The organism is Paenibacillus vini (assembly GCF_018403325.1).
In the GTDB taxonomy this organism is placed as follows: domain Bacteria; phylum Bacillota; class Bacilli; order Paenibacillales; family Paenibacillaceae; genus Fontibacillus; species Fontibacillus vini.
The window spans coordinates 143,953-162,392 of the sequence record NZ_BOSL01000001.1; the positions used below are offsets into that span (position 1 = coordinate 143,953).

An 18,440-nucleotide genomic window follows, 5' to 3' on the forward strand; every position below is an offset into this window, starting at 1 on the left:
AGTAAGAACGTTAGTAACAGCATGCTGAGTCAGACCACAAATAACGGCAAGCTTCTAAACAAGAGGGTAACTGTGGCTTTAAAAGTCAATGATCACGTTACCCTTTTTACGTTCGGTCTCTACATATTTGTGGGCGTCTGGCAGATGCTCCAATGGATATCGACGATCGATCACGGCATTCAATGTTCCATTGTTGGTGAGCTCCATGAGATACGTTAAGTTTGCTTTGTTTTGCATAAGCCCGGCTGTGGCCAGAATAGCTCTTTTGCCTTTAAACAGAGATGTCCACATCATTTGCATTAGGGTAGACAAGTTGGGTGAGGTAGTCAGATACAGTCCCTCGGCCGTAAGCACACGCCTACATTCCGGGAAAGAGCGTTTGCCTACAGCATCAAACACGACATCATAAGCTTTGTCTGCTTTCGTAAAATCCTCATGGGTATAATCAATAACGAAGTCCGCCCCTGCATTTCTTACCAGACTCTCATTAGCACCAGAGCAAACACCGGTTACTTCAGCGCCATAGGATTTGGCCAATTGTACAGCGTAAATACCGACGGCCCCGGAGGCTCCATTAATCAGCACTTTCTGGCCCTCCCGCAGTTTTGCCTTATCTCTATGAAACGTTAATGCCGTGGCGCCACCGTCACAGACGCCGACGGCTTCTTCAAAGGTAATATTGTCCGGTATAACCGTAAGGGGGCTCTCTTCGGAAAGACACTTATATTCGGCGAAAGCACCGAAGCTTTTGACGCTCATTCCCAAGATGCGATCCCCTGGCTTAAAATGCTGTACTTCCTCCCCGACCGCTTCGATCACACCAGCTAATTCGGTTCCTCCGATTGCAAACTTTGGTCTGGATAGCCCATATAGCAGTTTAATCATAAACGGATTGCCCTTGCGAAAAGCACAGTCCGACGGCCCTACTTTGGCAGCATGAATACGTATGAGCAGCTCTTTGCTTCCCGGGGACGGTTTCGGGATTTCTTGCAGAACAATCACTTCCGGTGGACCATACGAAATTTGAACCATGGCTCTCATGGGTTTCCCCTCCTAACGGTAATTTGACTGCAATGGACATTTACAAGAGGCTTCTTAACGTAAGAAAATAGATAGAGCAGGTAGAAGCTGAGAAGGAGTTGAAGGCAAGAGACAATGAAAGATATTCTGTACAAATACATGTCGAGATGGACTTCTCTTAGCAAGGAAGATCAGCAAGCCATAGTGAACGAAATCCGTGTGGAAGAGTTTGCTAAGGGAACCGTTCTCTTTAACCAAGGAGATAGTCCGACAGCATGCTATTTCATCTTGAAAGGCTGCGTACGGCAGTATTCGATAGATGAGGATGGCAGAGAAGTTACGTCTAATTTTTATACCGAAGAGCAAGCCATCGCGATTTTCAATCAACATAAATCAGATAAATCTTCCGATTACACTTTCGTGTGCGTAGAAGATTCGGTTATGGTCGTTGGCGCTCTGGATAAAGAGAAGGACATGTACACCAAACACCCTCAATTGGAAACAATGACCCGCAGGATGATAGAGGAGAATTTTAGCCAAGTCCAAGAGGAATTCGCTGCATTTATCGCTTCCTCTCCAGAAGAACGCGTCAAGACACTATTAATGAAACGCCACTCTCTTATTGACCGGGTACCCCAACATCAACTGGCCAGTTATCTCGGCATTACTCCAGAGTCGTTAAGCCGAATTAAGAAGAGAATCCAGTAAGATCTTAACTAGTTCTAACACCATAATTGTAAGCAGGGGGAGGGTTCCTTGCATTGACTTAAGTCAATAGCCGAGTGTGGATGGGAGCTGAGGGAGTAAGAAAGCTTTGCTTGACGAGATGAAGGACTTTATGCAAAGTTACTAGTGTCGCAAAGATACTAAAGACATAAGCGAGAGAGGGTGATACACCATGAAGGCGAATCGGATGGAGGCATTCAGCGACGGGGTACTGGCGATTATCATTACGATCATGGTACTGGAATTTAAAGTGCCGGAAGGCTACGACTGGTCTGCGCTGATCGAGCTCGGCCCAAAGATCCTTAGCTACATTTTTAGTTTCGTATATATCGGCATCTACTGGAACAATCATCATCATCTGCTGCACATGGTTCGAACGATGAACGGACCGTTGATGTGGCTCAATTTGCTGCTTCTATTCTGGTTATCCCTTATCCCGTTTACGACAGCCTGGATGGGAGAAAGCCATTTTGCAGCCACTCCTACTGCGTTGTACGGTTTTATACTTCTACTCGCTGCATTGTCGTACTGGCTGCTTCAGCGGGCGATTGTTAATCAGCATTCCAGCGATTCCTCCTTCTTTTTGGCAATGGGGAAAGACTGGAAGGGGAAATTATCCCCTATACTCTATTTAGCTGCAGCTTTGACCGCTTATGTGACTCCTTGGATATCCGGCTTCTTTTTTGTACTCGTTGCCTTGATCTGGTTCATGCCTGATAAACGGATCGAGCATATTCTGAAAGGCCGCTAAAGCGAAGAGAACAGCCTGCAGGCTGTTCTCTTTATTTATGGGCTTTAGCCCGATGAGTGCGCAATTCCTTCAAATGCACTTCTAACTAAACTCTCCACGTAGGGGTCGTCCAAGGATTCACCTGTTACAAGCAAACGATAGAAGATCGGCCCGTAAATGAGATCAATGCATGTGCCAATGTCGAGATTGTTTTTCAGTTCCCCGCGTTGAACCCCTTTTTCCAATAGACCTCTTGCCTCAAGACGGCGCGGACGGAAAAACCGATCGCGATAGGCCTCCGCCAATCCCGAATCGAACTGTCCCTCACCTAATAACTCCTTAATGATAGCCCCCTCCCGGCTTGTCAAAAACCCGGTTAAATTCGTGGCGTGAATTACAATATCATTAAATGTTGTGCCTGTATCAGGCACGGGTAATCTGTCCGTGGCGGCATGCAGGAAACCATCCATCACCACGGAAGCCTTGTTAGGCCACCATTTATATATTGTGGCTTTACTAACTTGGGCACGATCGGCAATTTTATCCACTGTCACGGCTTGAAAGCCATTTTCCAGCAATAATTCGTAAGATGCGGAAAGAATAGACTTTTGAGCTTCTAGATTACGCGGCCGGCCTCTTTTTCCATTCATCGTCATCATCAACCTCTTTCGTCATACCTATCTGATCACGAAAAACAAACTATACGTTCAGTATATCAATTGGACATCAAAAAATAAATTGTGGCTGCCTATTTACAAAACTATACGTTCAGTATATTATTCAATTATAAAATTACTAAACTGTACGTACAGTATTTAAAATGGAAAAGGAGCTGCTTAAATGCCTACTTTAAAAAAGCAAACGGTCGAAAACAACATTTCAAAATGGTTAACTCTGCTTCTGGCTGCCGCATGCGGCATCATTGTAGCAAATCTTTACTATGCGCAGCCCTTGGTTGGGGTCATCAGCTCTTCCATCGGGTTGTCCGCAAACAGTTCCGGCTTGATCGTGACATTAACACAGATCGGTTATGTAGTCGGCTTGTTATTTATCGTACCTTTGGGAGATATCGTTGATAATCGGAGGTTGGTTGTGACATCTTTACTTCTGACAGGTGTGGCTCTTGCAATCACGGCAATGTCAAAACAAGCTGCGCCATTCCTGGCGGCTTCGTTTGTTATCGGGATAGGGTCAGTCGCCGCGCAGGTACTTGTGCCTTTTGCGTCATATCTTGCATCTGATTCTTCACGCGGCCGTGTTGTCGGCAATGTCATGAGTGGTTTGTTGCTGGGCATCATGCTCTCGCGTCCGTTGTCGAGTCTGGTGGCCGACTTCCTGGGCTGGCATGCCGTATTCGCTTTGTCTGCCGCAGCGATAATTATTTTGGCAATCGTACTGTCAAAGGTGCTGCCAGCAAGAAAGCCCATGACGGACACACGCTATACCGCTCTGCTTGGTTCGATGTGGCACTTGCTGCGCACAACCCCGATTTTACGCCGCCGGGCTGCTTATCATGCATTTGTGTTTGCGACTTTCAGCTTATTTTGGACAACAGTTCCGTTACTGTTATCCGGCCCGGTCTTTCACTTTTCACAGATAAACATCGCGTTGTTCGCGCTTGTTGGAGTCGCCGGTGCAATAGCCGCGCCTATAGCAGGGCGGCTGGCCGACCGCGGCTGGACGAAGCCGGCTACGTGGATTGCACTCGCCACTGTCGCCGGTTCGATGTTGTTGCCTCTTGTAATCCGTACGGGTTCAATTACCGGAATTGTGATTCTCGTCGTTTCAGCTATTTTATTGGACGCCGGCGTATCCGCAAATCTTGTGCTTGGACAACGTGCGCTCTTCTCGCTGAGTCCGGAAATTCGCAGTCGGTTGAATGGGCTATTTATGGCTATCTTCTTTTTTGGCGGTGCTATCGGATCTGCAATTGGGGGATGGACCTATGCTACAGGAGGATGGAGTGCCGTGTTATGGATTGGAATGGCTTTCCCGATCGCAGCTCTCCTTTATTTTGCGACTGAGAAGAAGTAAATCTATTTCACTTAGCACTGGTAAGACCTAAACTGGTTCGAACACCATAATTGTAAGCGGGGGATGTTTCCTTTATTAGTGTTATAAGATCCTAGAAACGGCGCAATCCAAGAATAAATGCAGCCAGAGAAGCCAGGGAAGCGATCGTCCGCACATGATTCCAAGCTACCCAGCGAGATAGATAGTGCTGCCAGACTTCCGCACCTTTTGCGCTGTCGGGATTGACGGCGGCGAGCGCATTGTTAAGGGGCACGTTAAAGACGATCGTGGCGAGAAACGCGCCGACGAAATAGAGCAGGCTGCCGATCAGCAGGTATATTGCGCCAGGCGTATCGAACCGATAAAGCGATACGCCGGCCAGGACGAGAGAGGTAAGCGCCGTCCCCATGAAAACGAAACTGAAAAACGTCTGCAGGATGGTCGTGTTGATGGACTGCATTGCGGCAATTCCTTGCGCCGCCGGGAGCCGGGCAAGCGCGACCATCACGAAGGTTGAGAAAGCAAAGAAAATGCCAGCGATCAACCCCGAGCCGAGCGCTGTGACATAGGTGAGGATGATAATCCAATTATCCATGAACATTCATCTCCTTTTCAGCCCTTCGATTTCTTGCAGTCCCAATTAGCATAGGAATGGAGATCAGAAGACTGATTACAATCGGAATAATAGATCCCTCGAGTCCAAAGTCGCCCCCTGTGAGAAGTGCGGGACCGTGAACCTTAACCGTAAATAGACCGGCAGAAGGGTGTCCGGAAACAGGGATACCAAGCAAGCCTTCGACGGCATTCCAAGCAAAATGCAGTCCCATGGCAAACCACAAGTTCCTCCGCCACAAGAAAGCGGCTCCGAGCAGAACACCTGCTTCCAGGACAATGGCGAACGCGCTCCATAATGTTGCCCCTGTATTTCCGAGATGGGCAACTCCAAAGAATAGGGAGGTCACAGCAAGGGCGAGCGTTTTCCCTCCTATTTTATCAATGGCTTGAAGCATAAGTCCACGAAAGATAAGCTCCTCGACAATAGCAGCTGATAAAGCTGGTGTAATGGAGAATATTAGAATAGAACTCGTATCCGCAGAACTTGCCCACTGAAAGGAGTACCCTCCCAGAGCCATAATAATTAAAGCGGACCCTATGATAAATATGGACCCTGTCAGTACGCCCAGAACAGTTTCCATCCCTGCGCGGTGTATTGATATTTCCGGAGTGGACCGCCGGGCCAGGTATGTCAGCGTGAGCTTATATACTAAGATGGCCAGGCAACCCATCACTAGTGTAGATATGAGGGAAGCTATACCTTCTGCTTGCTCTGTCAGCTGCCGGAATAACGTATCTATGAGAATAATACCGATAGCCCCCGCAATCATCCAGACGATGGGGAAGCGCCAAAATAAACCCCAAGCACTTAACTTCCTGCCATCCTGCAGTAACTCGTTATTTCCAGACAACTTTTTCTTCATGACTCATATCGCCTCTTCCGTTGTTTGATGCTATGAGTATAGGCTGAAAAAGTCATAGAGAGGCAGTGCGCTTTAGTCATAATATATTTTTAATGATCCATGATTCCTGAATCTCGGGCTTTACGGGTGGCTTCCCGCCTTCCTTTTACGTTAAGCTTCGAATAGATCGTTGAGATGTAATTTTTAACCGTCCCTTCACTGAGATACAACACCTCGGCAATTTCTTGATTACGCAGGCCGGCAGCCAGCTTATGCAATACATCTACTTCACGGGCAGTGAGCCCAAATTCATTACTTTTCGCAGGGGTGGTATTGTTCATGTTCTTGATCATTTTACTTGCCATTTCCTGCGAAATTAAAGTTCCTCCCGCCTGAACCACCCGTATGCCTGCAGCCAGGTCCTTGGGATGAATGGCTTTGAGCAGATAACCTTCTGCGCCATAGCTTAACGCCGCTAATACATATTCCACTTCTTTATAGGAGGTCAGCATGATGATTTTGGTGGCAGGTATTCGCTCTTTAATCAGAGCTGTTGCGGCTACGCCGTCCATGACTGGCATGTTGACATCCATCAACACAATATCCGGCTTCAACTGCTCGCAGCCTTTTATGGCTTCTTCTCCATTTTTGGCTAAGCCGACAATTTCCAAGTCCTCTTCCATGGACAGCACGATATGTAAGCTCTCGAGAATTAACTCTTGGTCATCCGCAATCAGCACTTTAATCTTCGCCATGCGGTATCACTCCTTTTAACGGGATTTCGCATCTGACTTCGGTCATTACTGGAGTTTCCTCCCCGGATGATAGCAGCAGGCTGCCTCCCAGCCGCTCAACCCGATGCTTCATCGTGGTCAAGCCGAAGCCATAATTTAAGCTGTCGATCGGTATACCGTTATTTCGAACGGACAATTGCAGATGGTTCTCAAAATAGGTAAGCTCCAGATGCAGTTGAGATGCTTTTCCGTGTTTTAGCGCATTTGTAAATGACTCCTGGATGACCCGCAGAACCGCTTGCCGTACTTCAAAACGTAGGGGACGCTCTGTCTCCGGCAGACTCAAAGTCAGGGCTGTACCCGTGTGCTCCCGGAAACGGACCGCAAGGGATTCAACCTGTCGGATCAGACTGGATTCCTCTTCTTCCCCCATCTCGTGTACGATGTTTCTCATTTCATCCAGATTTGTCTCAGCCAATGTTCTTATGCGAATTAACCGATCTTTGGCCTCGGCGGGCTTGCTGTCCATAAGGGAAATAGAAGCATCAAGGCTCAGAATGAGGGAGATAAAGGAATGCCCTAATGTATCATGAAGCTCCTTGGACATGCGGTTGCGCTCTTCAAGCAACGTCATTTTCTCGATCTCGGCCGAGTAATGAGTGAGCAGCTTATTTTGCTGTTCCACTTCGGCTACCAGTTTATTTTTCTGATGATACGCATTGGCGACGAAGCTTGCCCACATACCGATGAAGCAGAACAGCAGATTGTCTGTTCCGATACTTAGGGTTTGCTCCCAAGGTAATCTTAGGTAAGACTGAAAGGAAAAAGGAATCGAAACAAGCAAGGGAATGATCCAAAGGGTTTGCTTGGTCAATAAGTACCCCATTGTAAGACTCGGCAGCAAATAGTCCGCTTTTGAAGTCAGATCCGGATCAATAACTGAATTCACATAATAAGAACCGCCAAGCACCAGCTCCAGGATGCAAAACCAGACTTTGTTCATCCGGCGCCCAGGAAACCAGAATAGCAAAGGGACGACCAGGGCTAAGCTCAACCAGATCAAGTTTAATAACGTTCGGTTCGAAAACTCACTTACTGCCAGGACCCGAAGTAACAGCAAAATATAATGGTATGATCGAAGAGCGAATATACCCCAATCCATAAAAGATAATATTTTTTTCATAGCATCATCATACAGGAAATCCCAAAAAATAGGGTAAAATTTTAGGGATCCCGTGCTCTATAAGTAAGACATTTTCAGATATCGGGGCTACGATTGCTGATAATTTTAATGTAACCATGCCACGGTTTGGCCAGAGTCTTCTGCAGGCGCTTAGATAAACTTGATATGATTTTCAAAAGAGGGGCATGTGGCCTCTCTTTTTTGTTGTGTTGCATTTCGGCACCGAAATATCTACAATTACGTTTAAGAGATTAAACCAACGAACTAATAGGACGGGTGACTCGCATGAGCCGGCAAACCGAAGAGATTTTACAGCAATTCAAAGCTTGCATCCCTTTATTGGAAGTACTGACCGATGAAAACCGTCAGGCTATTATTATGCTGTTAGCGCAAAACAAACAGGGTCTTAATGTTAATACCATAGCAGGCCATATCAATTTATCCAGACCGGCAGTATCCCATCATTTAAAGGTGTTGAAACAGTCCGGTTTTATCAAATCCGAGAAAAAAGGCGTAGAGAACTACTATATACTAACTGTCCGTGAACCGCTTGGTCAGCTTAAATCATTAATTACTGCCGTTGAAGACGAATGCAATGGGCCTCAGTGATTTTATTTACTCCAATTGGTTCGTTTGTTTAAACTAATAATCATAAAAGGGGCGATATGAGATGAAGGCTATAACCATAGAGAAATACGGAAAAGAAGTTCCCTTAGTAATGACAGAACAACCCATGCCGAATATCGGAGAACAGGATGTGCTCGTGGAAATTCATGCAGCCAGCCTAAATCCAATTGACTATAAGATCAAGGAAGGAAAAATGAAGCTTCTATTGAATTACCGGTTTCCTTTAATTTTGGGAAATGACTTCTCCGGAGTTGTAGTTAAGATTGGCGATCGGGTGACTACATTTAAACCCGGAGATGAGGTTTACGGCAGACCCCGCAAGAACAGAATCGGAACATTAGCGGAGTTTATTGCTGTTCATGAGGAAGATATTTGTCTAAAACCGCAGAATCTAACCTTTGAAGAGGCGGCATCGATTCCGCTAATTGGACTTACGACTTACCAAGCTTTTGTTGATATACTGCATCTTCAAAAAGATCAAAAAATATTGATTCACGCAGGGTCGGGAGGCGTTGGAACCTTCGCCATTCAATTGGCCAAGCAGATGGGTGCTTTTGTTGCCACAACCGCAAGCGAGAAGGGCTTTGATTTGGTCAAATCGTTGGGGGCCGATCAAATTATAAATTATAAAAAAGAGAATTTTGAAGAGGTCCTTACCGGATATGATGCTGTTTTTGATACTTTGGGGGGAGAAGCCTTGGAAAAATCATTCCGCGTCCTGAAACCTGGCGGACAAGTTGTGTCCATCTCCGGCATGCCCAACGCCAGATTTGGCAAGGAAGCGAAACTGGGCTGGCTGAAGACAACCCTTTTGTCCATCGTGAGCCGGAAGATCACAGCCATAGAGAAGAAGAGCCAAACCAGATATCACTTCCTTTTTATGAAACCAAGCGGAGAGCAATTGAAGGTTATCAAGGAATTTATTGAAGGAGGACTCATTAAGCCTATTATTGATAAGGTGTATCCTTTGAAAGATGCCGGGCAGGCCTTTAATTACCTGGAAAGCGGAAGAGCCAAGGGAAAAGTAGTCATTAAAATAAAATAGATGGAAGAGACCGTCCATAACCGGCTTCCCTATCAATCATATTGGCCTCTAGCTTTCTCATGATTTAGCAGCCATTCTTTGCGTGCGACTCCGCCGCCATACCCACCGAGTCCGCCGTCGGAGTTGATCACGCGGTGGCAGGGAATGACGATCGCGAGCTGATTGGCCCCGTTCGCTTGCGCTACAGCGCGATAGGCAGTAGGCTTACCAAGCGCCAGTGCGATGTCGGCGTAGGATCGAGTTTCTCCCGGTGGAATTTGTCTCAGCTGTTCCCACACGCTCTTCTGAAAAGGCGAGCCCATAAGATGGAGAGGCGTCTGGAACTCGGTAAAAGATCCATCGAAGAATTGAGTCAGTTCTCGCTCAATAGACTGAATTGGTGCTGTTTGTCCGGGGATAATGGCCGCTTTTAATCGTGTCCGCAGCCTTTCAACTTCGCGTTCTAACCCTCGACGATCTACAAATTCCAAGAGATAGAGCTCCTTTTCATCCGCTATAGCAACCATAGGGCCGAGTTGCGTGTCCAACCATGTTGCTTTAAGAATACGACTATCATCCAACAGCGTAGGAGGTGCGCCCATAATGCGGGAAAATGCATCCCGAAATCCGCTGCTGGAATCATAACCTGAAGCTAATTGTGTATCAATAATTTTCCCTCCTGATCGGATGCTCTTCAAAGCCAAGCCCATTCGACGGGCCCGAGCGTATTCCACAAAGGTCATGCCGAAGCGCTTTTTAAACTGACGGCGGGCCGTTGATTCATCGATGGATAGAGCCTGGAAGTCCCTTGCCTTCCATCGCTTTTCGGGGTTTACCTCAACCGCTTCGACGAGTAAGCGAATGATATCCGAGACTTGATTCGGATGGGACAAGGGCTGGCAGCGCTGACAGGGACGGAAGGAAGCCAGAAGAGCTTGCTGGGCTGTCTCGTAAAACTCGCAGTTATCGTACTTCGGCTTCCTGGCCGGACAAGTAGGTCGGCAAAACACGCCCGTGGACGTGACGCCTACATAGAAGACACCTTCGTAGTCCGATCTTTTTTCGATAAGTGCTTTATAGTATTCGGCCTTGCGTTCCTCGTTAAGGATCATAATTCCACCTACATATTAAGATTGGGATGAGTTTATTATATATCGCCCGGACGACGGCCGTAGCCGAAAATCAGGCATCTATTTTTTTGATTGACAAAGGGAAAATGAAGGAAATAAAATACGGATAGTACCCGATTGGTATTTCAAGTACTATTGGAGGATCCGGATGGATAAGGATAGTAAGAAAAGAAAACGAATTTTGGAGTACGCCCTGCAGCAGTTTGTCACTGTCGGTTACTCTAAAGTTTCGACATCACAGATTGCGTCCGACCTGAAAATGAGCAAGTCGACCTTTTATAAATACTTTACAAGTAAGGAAGAGCTGCTGTTTGCAGTAATCGATGACTTTTACAATTTATTTGAGCAAGAAGTCCAAAGCATTATTAACGACGACAGGGTGGAGATCACTGAAAAGGTGCAGTTGTTTATCCTAAGTGTCAGGAGGCGGTTTAGCCAATTGCACGTCTCGGTGGTCGAAGACTTACGACGGGCCGTCCCGGAAGCCTATGCACATCTTGAGGAACGCCGGAAGAGCATCATAACGGGTACGCTCATCGGCATGTTCGAACAGGGGGCGAGGGATGGATTTTTCCGTTCCGATATTCCGCCGGTTATTATCGCGAACGTCTTGATTCAAGCGATGCAGCATTTGGAGCATCCGGAGGTGATCGGCCGGCTGGAATACAACTTCGTTGATATGTTTCACCAAGTGTTCTCGGTCATTATGGAAGGCAGCTTATCGGAGGAGGGGCGTGAACGTTTCCGTTCATGATCTCTATTATTTCGAAGTTTGGCGGAAAGTGGGGAGCTTGAGATGAAGGCAATCATTATCGGTGCGGGGATCGGCGGGCTGTGTACAGCCATTGCTTTGGGTAAAATCGGGATCAATGTGAAAGTGTTCGAAAGCAAGCAAGAAGTACGTTTTGCAGGTGCCGGACTCGGAATCGGGGCGAACGCCGTCCGGGCATTGCAGAAGCTTGATGTAGGCGAGCAAGTTCTTCGGGCAGGGAAGCTGTTGGAAGAGCTGCGCATCCTTACGCCCGCAGGGAAAATACTGCAACGCACGGCTACAGCCGCCATTAGCCGCAAATACGGACCCGATAATGTTACGATTGAACGGGGAAATCTGCTAGAACTGCTCTTGTATGCTTTAGGTCCGGAGCAGATTGTTCATACCGGGAAGACTTACAGGCATTTTGAACAAGATGATTCCGGGGTGAAAGTGTAGTTTGAAGACGGTTCGACGGAGGAGGGGGATTTCCTGGTCGCCGCAGACGGTGTTCATTCCCGTATTCGCGAGGCTCTGCTGCCGGACGCAAAGCCGCAATATGCGGGGTACACTTGTTGGAGAGCGGTTGTACAGGCAACCCAGGACTTGCCTTCCTATAATCCGGATATATTTATAGAAACCTGGGGCCGCAGAGGACGATTTGGTCTGGTTCCCTTGCCGAACAACCGGATTTACTGGTTCGCCTGCTTGAATGCCAAATCTCCGAACTCCCAGATAAGAAGCTATACTACACGGGACTTACTGGAGAGATTTGAGGGATATCATGAACCGATACCTCAATTACTGGCGCAAACCCCAGATCATCCATTGCTCCAACATGATATTTACGATCTGCCGCCCATTCGCCGTTTTGCGTTCGGACGCATCGCTTTACTCGGTGACGCGGCACATGCCATGACGCCCAATATGGGCCAAGGAGCCGGGCAGGCTATTGAAGATGCTGTCATCCTGGCAAATCACTTGAAACACAATTCTGCCATTACAACGGCGCTGCAAGGATATGAACGCGAACGTGTCGGCCGAACCGGGAGAATTACCAGAATGTCCAACCGGATCGGAATGGCGGCACAGCTGCAGGGACGCGTTTCGGCCGCCCTTCGGGATGCTCTGTTTCCAGCTATTCCGGCAAGAGTCTTGGAGAAGCAGCTGGAGGATCTATATGAAGTAAGACTTGGAGAATAATTTGAAATGATTCACTTTTAAAAATATAAATAGAACAGCAGGAGAAGAGGGAGAAGAGTGAGTCAAGAAGGGGTTCGAGTAAAATCATTTACGGCCACAGAAGATAAAGGCAGCTTTCTGCAGGGAGTGAAGGATTGTATTCCAACCTTGCTGGGTTATTTGAGCATCGGATTTGCGGCGGGTGTTCTGGAGAAGACCGCGGGTATGAGCATCATGGAAATCATACTGCTGAGTGTATTGCTGTATGCAGGCTCCGCACAGTTTATTGCGGCCGGAATGATTGCTGTAGGGAGCTCGGCAACAGCGATTATAATCACGATATTTTTTGTGAATTTACGGCATATTCTGCTCAGTGCGGCGCTGTCACCCTATTTTCGGCAGCTTACCATGTTTAAAAATATGCTGATCGGCTCACTTTTAACGGATGAGACCTTTGGTGTTGCGATTAATGAGGCTGCAAAAAGAAAGCAGATTCATGAAAAATGGATGCACGGTCTAAATCTGACAGCGTACCTCAACTGGATCGTCGCCAATATTGCAGGCGCCTATTTGGGGCAATGGATTTCCGACCCGGAAAAATTCGGGCTGGATTTTGCTCTGCCCGCTATGTTTATCGGTTTGTTGATCCTCGCGATGGTTAGCCGTAAAAAGGTGAAGCTTGATGTTATCGTGGCGATTTGTGCGGTGTTCATTACGGTAGGCGTTGCGCTGATATTCCCGGGAAATGTGGGGGTTATTGTAGCTACGGTAGTCGCTTCTACGATTGGAATGGTGATAGATAAATGGAAGTAAGATGGGATGTCTTTTTGATTATTATCGGGTCTGCGCTGGTGACATTCTTACCTCGGGTATTGCCACTTATGGTGTTGAGTCGAATGGAGCTCCCGGAATGGGGAATTCGCTGGCTGAACTACGTTCCCATATCCGTCATGGCGGCATTGGTTGGACAGGAGTTACTGTTGCAGGATGGGCAGTTTTCTCTAATGAACAATATTGAGCTGTTGGCAGCGATCCCTACGGTTCTTGTCGCTATGAAGACGAAAAGTCTGCTCGGAACAGTAGTGGCTGGGATGGTTTCGATTATGGTTTTACGTTACTTCTTATAACAGGATAGTCGCAGAATAGATAGAAATTTAACGAGGGGGACAAGAACCGGCCCCTTCGTTTTTTTGTTGGATGGGGCCGGATGCCGCACAAACCTCAATCGTTGTCACCTTCCTCCTCCTCAATAAAGTCTTTGGCCGCTCAAGATACCTCTCACGCTTTCCGAACAAGGGGCGAGTAAAATACGTCACTATGCATATGCTGAATTCTACCCCAGTTACCGGGATTGGTCGTGTCCGGAGAGCGGCGCTCAAGAATAGCCTGATATAGATCGGTTTTTTCTTCCAAGTGGGCAACGTGCCGTTTGGCTTCTTCGAGCTTGGCGAGAGCCGCTTCTTTATGCTCCATCATGAGTTTGTAGCGTTGCGGAATGGTTGAATCTCCTTCGAGGCATAAATCGACGTACATTTTAATGACTTCAATCGGCATACCGGATTGCTTGAGGCATTTGACGCCATGCAGCCAGTTGATGGATTCTTCATCGAACATCCGGATATTATTCTCATTGCGCTGTACGCTTGGCACCAGGCCTTTATCCGTGTAAAAGCGCACGGCGTGCTCGGTAAGTCCCGTGATCTGGGCAGCTTCTTTGACCGTATGCATGTAAAATCCTCCTTGGAAAATAAATTTCTAAAGACGCTTGACTTCGTGTAACACGAAGGTTCTAAGCTGATTGTATTGTAAATCGGCTGCAAGCGGAACCCCAATTTGCAGTATCAATCTCCCGGGGTTGGCGTCTATTTGCAGTTATACATTTAAACAATAGGAGGAATTACCATGCAAACTGTAACATTGAACAACGGAGTGAAAATGCCGATCATCGGCTTCGGTGTCTACCAAGTTCCGAACGCTGAAGAATGCGAGAACGCCGTATATGAAGCATTGATGGCTGGTTACCGCCTGATCGACACCGCCGCTGGTTATTTAAACGAGGAAGCGGTCGGACGCGCGATCAAGCGCAGCGGCGTACCGCGTGAGGAGCTGTTCATCACGACCAAGCTCTGGGTTCAGGATGCCGACTACGAGAGTGCCAAGCTGGCGTTTGCCAAGTCTCTGAAGAAGCTGCAGCTCGACTACCTCGATCTGTACCTGATTCATCAACCGTTCGGCGATTACTACGGCGCTTGGCGCGCGATGGAAGAACTGTACCGGGAAGGCAAGATCAAGGCGATCGGTGTCAGCAACTTCCTACCCGATCGTCTAATGGACCTCATTGTGCATAACGAAATCGTACCTGCCGTCAACCAGATCGAAACGCATCCGTTCTACCACCAGGTCGAGAGCGCCGCTTTTATGAAAGAGCAAGGAGTGCAGCACCAGTCATGGGCACCGTTTGCTGAAGGACGGGGCAACATGTTCGGCAATGAAGTACTGGTTTCAATCGCCGAAAGACACAACAAGTCCGTCGCCCAGGTCGTGTTGCGCTGGCTGGTTCAGCGTGGAGTCGTGGTCATTCCAAAGTCGGTGCGCAAAGAACGGATCGTTGAAAACTTCGACATATTCGATTTTGAGCTCAGCGCGGACGATATCGAACAAATTTCCACCCTCGATACGCAGGAAAGCCTATTCTTATCGTACCGTGATCCGGAAGTCGCCAAGATGATTGGCAACTGGAGAGTCGAACTGTAAGCCTTGAACGACTGAAAGGACAGGTTGCGTACCTGTCCTTTTTTTATCCCTATTTACAAGGGTGCGATATTGCAACTATTTGTCTCTTTTGATGGATATGGGATCACAGATTTTATGGGATAGAATCCTGGTATTTGTCGATATACAGCGTGCCGTCCAATTGGAGCTCTGCATAAAATACTTGATCCAAAGAATCAATTTTGGCTTTCTTTAGTTGTCTATCGAGCCAGACCTCGGAGACATCCAATTTTTTAAGATTTTTTTCTACGATTTTACCATCAACGACAAGCTCAGTCGGGATTCTTTGAATAGGCGTAATGTTTGCTTTTATATCTTTTTTTGTTGAGGGCAGTAGTTCTTCTTTCTTCAACACGCTGAGTTGACCATCAGGTTCCAGAATTGCAAATTCAACTTCTTCGGGTGAAAAGACGTCCTTGTTCCGAAGCAACATGCTTAAATCGTCGATGTTGAGATGCTGCTTTGCCAATGCCTTTTCCAGAATCATTCCTTGTTTGATGAGAATTGTAGGCTGGCCGTCCAGAATTTCACGAGCTTTGACGGACTGCAATCCGATCCATGCGATGAGGAACGCCAAGAGTGACCATAAGACCAGGCTGGATATTCCCTGCAGGAGCGTGATGTGTCTGTTGACGATAATCTCGGCCGTAGTGGAGCCAAAGGTAATCCCTGTTACATAGTTGAAAAAAGTTAAATGTCCGACCTGTTTCTTACCGAGCAGGCGCGTCAAAACGAGTAAAGCAACGAAGGATATTGCCGTACGAAACAGAATTTCTCCATACGTCATGTGCTGAGCTCCTTGCATAACAGATAGTTTAGATTGGCCTTCATTTCCATTTCTTATACTTGCAAGTGAAGGGGAACCTACTATTTGGAGACAGCGCAGTGAACTCATAATCTCATTGATGGAGGATAATGGGAGTTGCTATAATAGTTCTATGTCAACCTCAATAAACACCACCAAATTATATATCCCTGCGCTTCGGTCGAGGACGGTACTACGCCAGCGTTTAACTGAAAGATTGAACAAGGGTCTGCACCGCAAATTGACCCTAATCTCTGCACCGGCGGGCTATGGCAAAACGACTTTAGTCTGCGAGTGGCTAGCCGGTTGCAAGCGGCCGGCCGCGTGGCTTTCGCTTGAACAGGGAGACACCGAACTAACGCGCTTTTTAACGTATATGATTTCCGCTCTTCAGACTATAGAGGAGAATATAGGAGCAGGCGTGCTTTCCGTACTTCACTCCCCCCAACCGACGCCTACGGAGTCGATTTTGACAGCTCTTCTAAATGAACTTGCAGCCATTCCATCTCCTCTTATCCTTGTCCTTGATGATTATCATGCGGCGAGCTCAAGAGAGATCGATGAGGCGGTAAGCTTCCTGCTGGACCATCTTCCCGCACAGCTGCATCTTGTCATCACGTCCCGCGAGAACCCTGCCATTTCTCTGCCGCGGTTGCGAGTTCGGGATCAGCTAACCGAACTGCGCGCTGCAGATCTGAGATTTACGCCCACTGAAGCGGAAGCCTTCTTTAACCATGTCATGGACCTTCAACTCTCCACGGATCATATATCCGAGTTACAATCACGCACCGAGGGATGGGCTGCGGGCCTGCGTTTGGCCGCGCTGTCTATTCAGGAGGACTCCGATGCCGATCGGCTCCTTCAGTCCTTCACCGGTAATCACCATTTCGTGCTGGATTATCTGGCAGAAGAGGTTCTGCAACGCCAGCCTTCAGCCGTGCAGGATTTTTTGCTGCGCACCTCTGTCCTTGAGCGATTATGCGGATCTTTATGCGATGGCCTAATGGCTAATGCTGAGGCTTCCGGCAAAGACATGCTAATCGAACTCGAACGTAGAAATTTGTTTATTGTTCCTTTGGACCATGAACGGCGCTGGTATCGCTATCATCACTTGTTCGCGGATATCCTCCGTAGACGGCTAATGGAAAGTATGAGTGAGAGTGATATCTCCGAATTACACCAGCGAGCGAGCATGTGGTACGAAGACCAAGGCTTTGAGATCGAGGCGTTTCACCATGCCGTCAAGACTCAGGACATCGCGCGAAGCGCACGTCTGCTTCAAGGCGGCGGGATGCCGTTGCATCTGCGCGGAGCTGCAAGAATGGCACTCGACTGGCTGAAGTCGTTACCCGCCAAGGAACTGGACGTAAGACCGGAATTATGGGTGTATTATGGCTCCGCCCTATTGATTGCCGGTAAGCCGACGGAAGTTGAACACAAGCTCCGGGCAGCGGAGGCCGCCTTGGAAGGCATGGAACAAGACGTCGGAGACAAGGAACTGATCGGATGGATCGCGGCCACTCGCGCGACATTGGCCTCCTTGATGTTAGCCGATAATTACAATGGTGCAGAACAGAATCTACAAGCGGCTGAAGCGGCTATGCAAGTCTCGGAACTCGAAGATAAGACGGCTGATCTTGTTGGATTGATTACCCCTGCCCGAAATGCGGTGAAGAGTGAAACGGACGGAGTAGACCAAGTCATCGCCCAATCACGACGAGCGCTTGCCTATTTGCGACAGGACAATCTGCCTGCCCGAACGGCATCCGCTTGGATGCTGGGCGTCGCTTGTCAGCGGCGGGGGAATTATACCGAAGCATGTACGGCTTATAACGAAGTTATAGCGAATTGCCGAATCATCGATCATCAACTCATGGCAGTGATGGCCATGATCGGAATCGCCCAGATCAGGGAAGCGGAGGGGCGGCCCGATCTGGCAGCAGAGCGTTACCGGGAGGTTCTGAGAGTGGCAGGGAATCTGCCTCACCCGGCTATAGAAGAAGCTAAGATGAGTCTGGAGCGTATAAACCGCGTCCTTGAGGGCGGACTGAACGGTAACCTGATTGAGCCGCTTAGCCAGCGCGAAATGGAAGTGCTGCAGCTCATCGACCAGGGACTCTCCAACCGGGAGATCGCCGACAAGCTATTTCTGGCACTGGATACGGTCAAAGGCCATAATCGGAGGATTTTTGAAAAGCTTAATGTGCAACGACGTACAGAAGCGCTCGCCCGCGCCCGCGAACTGAATTTAATAACGAGGACTCCAAAACCACACTAAAGTGTCTA

The 18,440-nt window shown here is 48.0% G+C and carries 19 protein-coding genes and 1 pseudogene; 11 read left to right on the forward strand and 9 right to left on the reverse strand.

What is annotated here, in order from left to right; translation table 11 throughout:
• Positions 1-78: 78 nt before the first annotated feature.
• Positions 79-1,041 (reverse strand): NAD(P)-dependent alcohol dehydrogenase, encoded by a 963-nt coding sequence (locus KJS57_RS00685; protein WP_213653373.1) that lies wholly within the window; start codon positions 1,039-1,041, stop codon positions 79-81.
• 114 nt (positions 1,042-1,155) lie between these two features.
• Here KJS57_RS00685 and KJS57_RS00690 point away from each other — a divergent pair, with 114 nt between their 5' ends.
• Together KJS57_RS00690 and KJS57_RS00695 are read left to right on the forward strand one after the other, a co-directional pair.
• A complete protein-coding gene (locus tag KJS57_RS00690; protein ID WP_213653374.1) occupies positions 1,156-1,728 on the forward strand; it encodes a Crp/Fnr family transcriptional regulator in 573 nt (190 codons plus the stop codon).
• A gap of 190 nt (positions 1,729-1,918) precedes the next feature.
• On the forward strand, positions 1,919-2,497 hold the full coding sequence (locus KJS57_RS00695; protein WP_213653375.1) for a TMEM175 family protein: 579 nt from the start codon (positions 1,919-1,921) through the stop codon (positions 2,495-2,497).
• Positions 2,498-2,541: 44 nt separating this feature from the next.
• Here KJS57_RS00695 and KJS57_RS00700 read toward each other — a convergent pair whose 3' ends face one another.
• Positions 2,542-3,135, reverse strand: a complete 594-nt coding sequence (locus KJS57_RS00700; protein ID WP_213653376.1) for a TetR/AcrR family transcriptional regulator — start codon at positions 3,133-3,135, stop codon at positions 2,542-2,544.
• Between the two features lie 181 nt (positions 3,136-3,316).
• On the opposite strand from KJS57_RS00700, the gene KJS57_RS00705 reads away from it, so the two are divergent.
• On the forward strand, positions 3,317-4,510 hold the full coding sequence (locus KJS57_RS00705; protein ID WP_213653377.1) for an MFS transporter: 1,194 nt from the start codon (positions 3,317-3,319) through the stop codon (positions 4,508-4,510).
• A 91-nt stretch (positions 4,511-4,601) separates the two neighbouring features.
• Here KJS57_RS00705 and KJS57_RS00710 read toward each other — a convergent pair whose 3' ends face one another.
• The 4 genes from KJS57_RS00710 to KJS57_RS00725 all read right to left on the reverse strand — a co-directional run bounded on the left by KJS57_RS00710 (position 4,602) and on the right by KJS57_RS00725 (position 7,683).
• Positions 4,602-5,084: an anthrone oxygenase family protein gene (locus KJS57_RS00710; protein WP_213653378.1), complete on the reverse strand. Its 483-nt coding sequence runs from the start codon at positions 5,082-5,084 to the stop codon at positions 4,602-4,604.
• Positions 5,077-5,967, reverse strand: coding sequence for a CPBP family intramembrane glutamic endopeptidase (locus KJS57_RS00715; RefSeq protein WP_213653379.1), 891 nt, complete (start codon positions 5,965-5,967; stop codon positions 5,077-5,079). The genes KJS57_RS00710 and KJS57_RS00715 overlap by 8 nt, the downstream gene beginning before the upstream one ends.
• An 89-nt stretch (positions 5,968-6,056) precedes the next feature.
• Entirely contained in the window at positions 6,057-6,701 is a 645-nt protein-coding gene (locus tag KJS57_RS00720) for a response regulator transcription factor (RefSeq protein ID WP_213653380.1), read from the reverse strand.
• The gene (locus KJS57_RS00725) at positions 6,688-7,683 is read right to left on the reverse strand and encodes a sensor histidine kinase (protein WP_244861332.1); all 996 of its coding nucleotides are present in this window, start codon (positions 7,681-7,683) and stop codon (positions 6,688-6,690) included. The genes KJS57_RS00720 and KJS57_RS00725 overlap by 14 nt, the downstream gene beginning before the upstream one ends.
• 465 nt (positions 7,684-8,148) lie before the next feature.
• On the opposite strand from KJS57_RS00725, the gene KJS57_RS00730 reads away from it, so the two are divergent.
• Both KJS57_RS00730 and KJS57_RS00735 read left to right on the forward strand, forming a co-directional pair.
• On the forward strand, positions 8,149-8,472 hold the full coding sequence (locus KJS57_RS00730; protein ID WP_213653382.1) for an ArsR/SmtB family transcription factor: 324 nt from the start codon (positions 8,149-8,151) through the stop codon (positions 8,470-8,472).
• A gap of 61 nt (positions 8,473-8,533) precedes the next feature.
• Positions 8,534-9,535, forward strand: a complete 1,002-nt coding sequence (locus tag KJS57_RS00735) for an NADP-dependent oxidoreductase (protein WP_213653383.1) — start codon at positions 8,534-8,536, stop codon at positions 9,533-9,535.
• Positions 9,536-9,567: 32 nt separating this feature from the next.
• Here the strand turns inward: KJS57_RS00735 and KJS57_RS00740 are convergent, their stop codons facing one another.
• Positions 9,568-10,626, reverse strand: a complete 1,059-nt coding sequence (locus tag KJS57_RS00740) for a bifunctional transcriptional activator/DNA repair enzyme AdaA (RefSeq protein ID WP_373316677.1) — start codon at positions 10,624-10,626, stop codon at positions 9,568-9,570.
• A 166-nt stretch (positions 10,627-10,792) separates the two neighbouring features.
• On the opposite strand from KJS57_RS00740, the gene KJS57_RS00745 reads away from it, so the two are divergent.
• The 4 genes and pseudogenes from KJS57_RS00745 to KJS57_RS00765 all read left to right on the forward strand — a co-directional run bounded on the left by KJS57_RS00745 (position 10,793) and on the right by KJS57_RS00765 (position 13,704).
• A complete protein-coding gene (locus KJS57_RS00745) occupies positions 10,793-11,398 on the forward strand; it encodes a TetR/AcrR family transcriptional regulator (RefSeq protein WP_213653384.1) in 606 nt (201 codons plus the stop codon).
• Between the two features lie 42 nt (positions 11,399-11,440).
• A pseudogene (locus KJS57_RS26355) lies at positions 11,441-12,598 on the forward strand (FAD-dependent monooxygenase).
• 57 nt (positions 12,599-12,655) lie between these two features.
• Positions 12,656-13,390 (forward strand): AzlC family ABC transporter permease, encoded by a 735-nt coding sequence (locus KJS57_RS00760; RefSeq protein WP_213653386.1) that lies wholly within the window; start codon positions 12,656-12,658, stop codon positions 13,388-13,390.
• Positions 13,381-13,704 (forward strand): AzlD domain-containing protein, encoded by a 324-nt coding sequence (locus tag KJS57_RS00765; protein ID WP_213653387.1) that lies wholly within the window; start codon positions 13,381-13,383, stop codon positions 13,702-13,704. Before KJS57_RS00760 ends, KJS57_RS00765 begins: the two co-directional genes overlap by 10 nt.
• A gap of 151 nt (positions 13,705-13,855) precedes the next feature.
• Here KJS57_RS00765 and KJS57_RS00770 read toward each other — a convergent pair whose 3' ends face one another.
• Positions 13,856-14,305, reverse strand: coding sequence for a MerR family transcriptional regulator (locus KJS57_RS00770; protein ID WP_211024555.1), 450 nt, complete (start codon positions 14,303-14,305; stop codon positions 13,856-13,858).
• A gap of 174 nt (positions 14,306-14,479) precedes the next feature.
• On the opposite strand from KJS57_RS00770, the gene KJS57_RS00775 reads away from it, so the two are divergent.
• Positions 14,480-15,331, forward strand: coding sequence for an aldo/keto reductase (locus KJS57_RS00775; RefSeq protein ID WP_213653388.1), 852 nt, complete (start codon positions 14,480-14,482; stop codon positions 15,329-15,331).
• Positions 15,332-15,443: 112 nt separating this feature from the next.
• On the opposite strand, the gene KJS57_RS00780 is transcribed toward KJS57_RS00775, so the two are convergent.
• Positions 15,444-16,136, reverse strand: coding sequence for a DUF421 domain-containing protein (locus tag KJS57_RS00780; protein ID WP_213653389.1), 693 nt, complete (start codon positions 16,134-16,136; stop codon positions 15,444-15,446).
• A gap of 151 nt (positions 16,137-16,287) precedes the next feature.
• On the opposite strand from KJS57_RS00780, the gene KJS57_RS26360 reads away from it, so the two are divergent.
• On the forward strand, positions 16,288-18,432 hold the full coding sequence (locus KJS57_RS26360) for a helix-turn-helix transcriptional regulator (protein ID WP_444544260.1): 2,145 nt from the start codon (positions 16,288-16,290) through the stop codon (positions 18,430-18,432).
• Positions 18,433-18,440: the final 8 nt, after the last annotated feature.

Coding starts and splice junctions, on each gene's coding strand:
- KJS57_RS00685 (WP_213653373.1), bottom strand. CDS start 1,041: ATGAGAGCCATGGTTCAAATTTCGTATGGTCCACCGGAAGTGATTGTT.
- KJS57_RS00775 (WP_213653388.1), top strand. CDS start 14,480: ATGCAAACTGTAACATTGAACAACGGAGTGAAAATGCCGATCATCGGC.
- KJS57_RS00730 (WP_213653382.1), top strand. CDS start 8,149: ATGAGCCGGCAAACCGAAGAGATTTTACAGCAATTCAAAGCTTGCATC.
- KJS57_RS00725 (WP_244861332.1), bottom strand. CDS start 7,683: ATGAACAAAGTCTGGTTTTGCATCCTGGAGCTGGTGCTTGGCGGTTCT.
- KJS57_RS26360 (WP_444544260.1), top strand. CDS start 16,288: ATGTCAACCTCAATAAACACCACCAAATTATATATCCCTGCGCTTCGG.
- KJS57_RS00780 (WP_213653389.1), bottom strand. CDS start 16,136: ATGACGTATGGAGAAATTCTGTTTCGTACGGCAATATCCTTCGTTGCT.
- KJS57_RS00765 (WP_213653387.1), top strand. CDS start 13,381: ATGGAAGTAAGATGGGATGTCTTTTTGATTATTATCGGGTCTGCGCTG.
- KJS57_RS00720 (WP_213653380.1), bottom strand. CDS start 6,701: ATGGCGAAGATTAAAGTGCTGATTGCGGATGACCAAGAGTTAATTCTC.
- KJS57_RS00695 (WP_213653375.1), top strand. CDS start 1,919: ATGAAGGCGAATCGGATGGAGGCATTCAGCGACGGGGTACTGGCGATT.
- KJS57_RS00715 (WP_213653379.1), bottom strand. CDS start 5,967: ATGAAGAAAAAGTTGTCTGGAAATAACGAGTTACTGCAGGATGGCAGG.
- KJS57_RS00740 (WP_373316677.1), bottom strand. CDS start 10,626: ATGATCCTTAACGAGGAACGCAAGGCCGAATACTATAAAGCACTTATC.
- KJS57_RS00690 (WP_213653374.1), top strand. CDS start 1,156: ATGAAAGATATTCTGTACAAATACATGTCGAGATGGACTTCTCTTAGC.
- KJS57_RS00710 (WP_213653378.1), bottom strand. CDS start 5,084: ATGGATAATTGGATTATCATCCTCACCTATGTCACAGCGCTCGGCTCG.
- KJS57_RS00705 (WP_213653377.1), top strand. CDS start 3,317: ATGCCTACTTTAAAAAAGCAAACGGTCGAAAACAACATTTCAAAATGG.
- KJS57_RS00770 (WP_211024555.1), bottom strand. CDS start 14,305: ATGCATACGGTCAAAGAAGCTGCCCAGATCACGGGACTTACCGAGCAC.
- KJS57_RS00735 (WP_213653383.1), top strand. CDS start 8,534: ATGAAGGCTATAACCATAGAGAAATACGGAAAAGAAGTTCCCTTAGTA.
- KJS57_RS00700 (WP_213653376.1), bottom strand. CDS start 3,135: ATGATGACGATGAATGGAAAAAGAGGCCGGCCGCGTAATCTAGAAGCT.
- KJS57_RS00745 (WP_213653384.1), top strand. CDS start 10,793: ATGGATAAGGATAGTAAGAAAAGAAAACGAATTTTGGAGTACGCCCTG.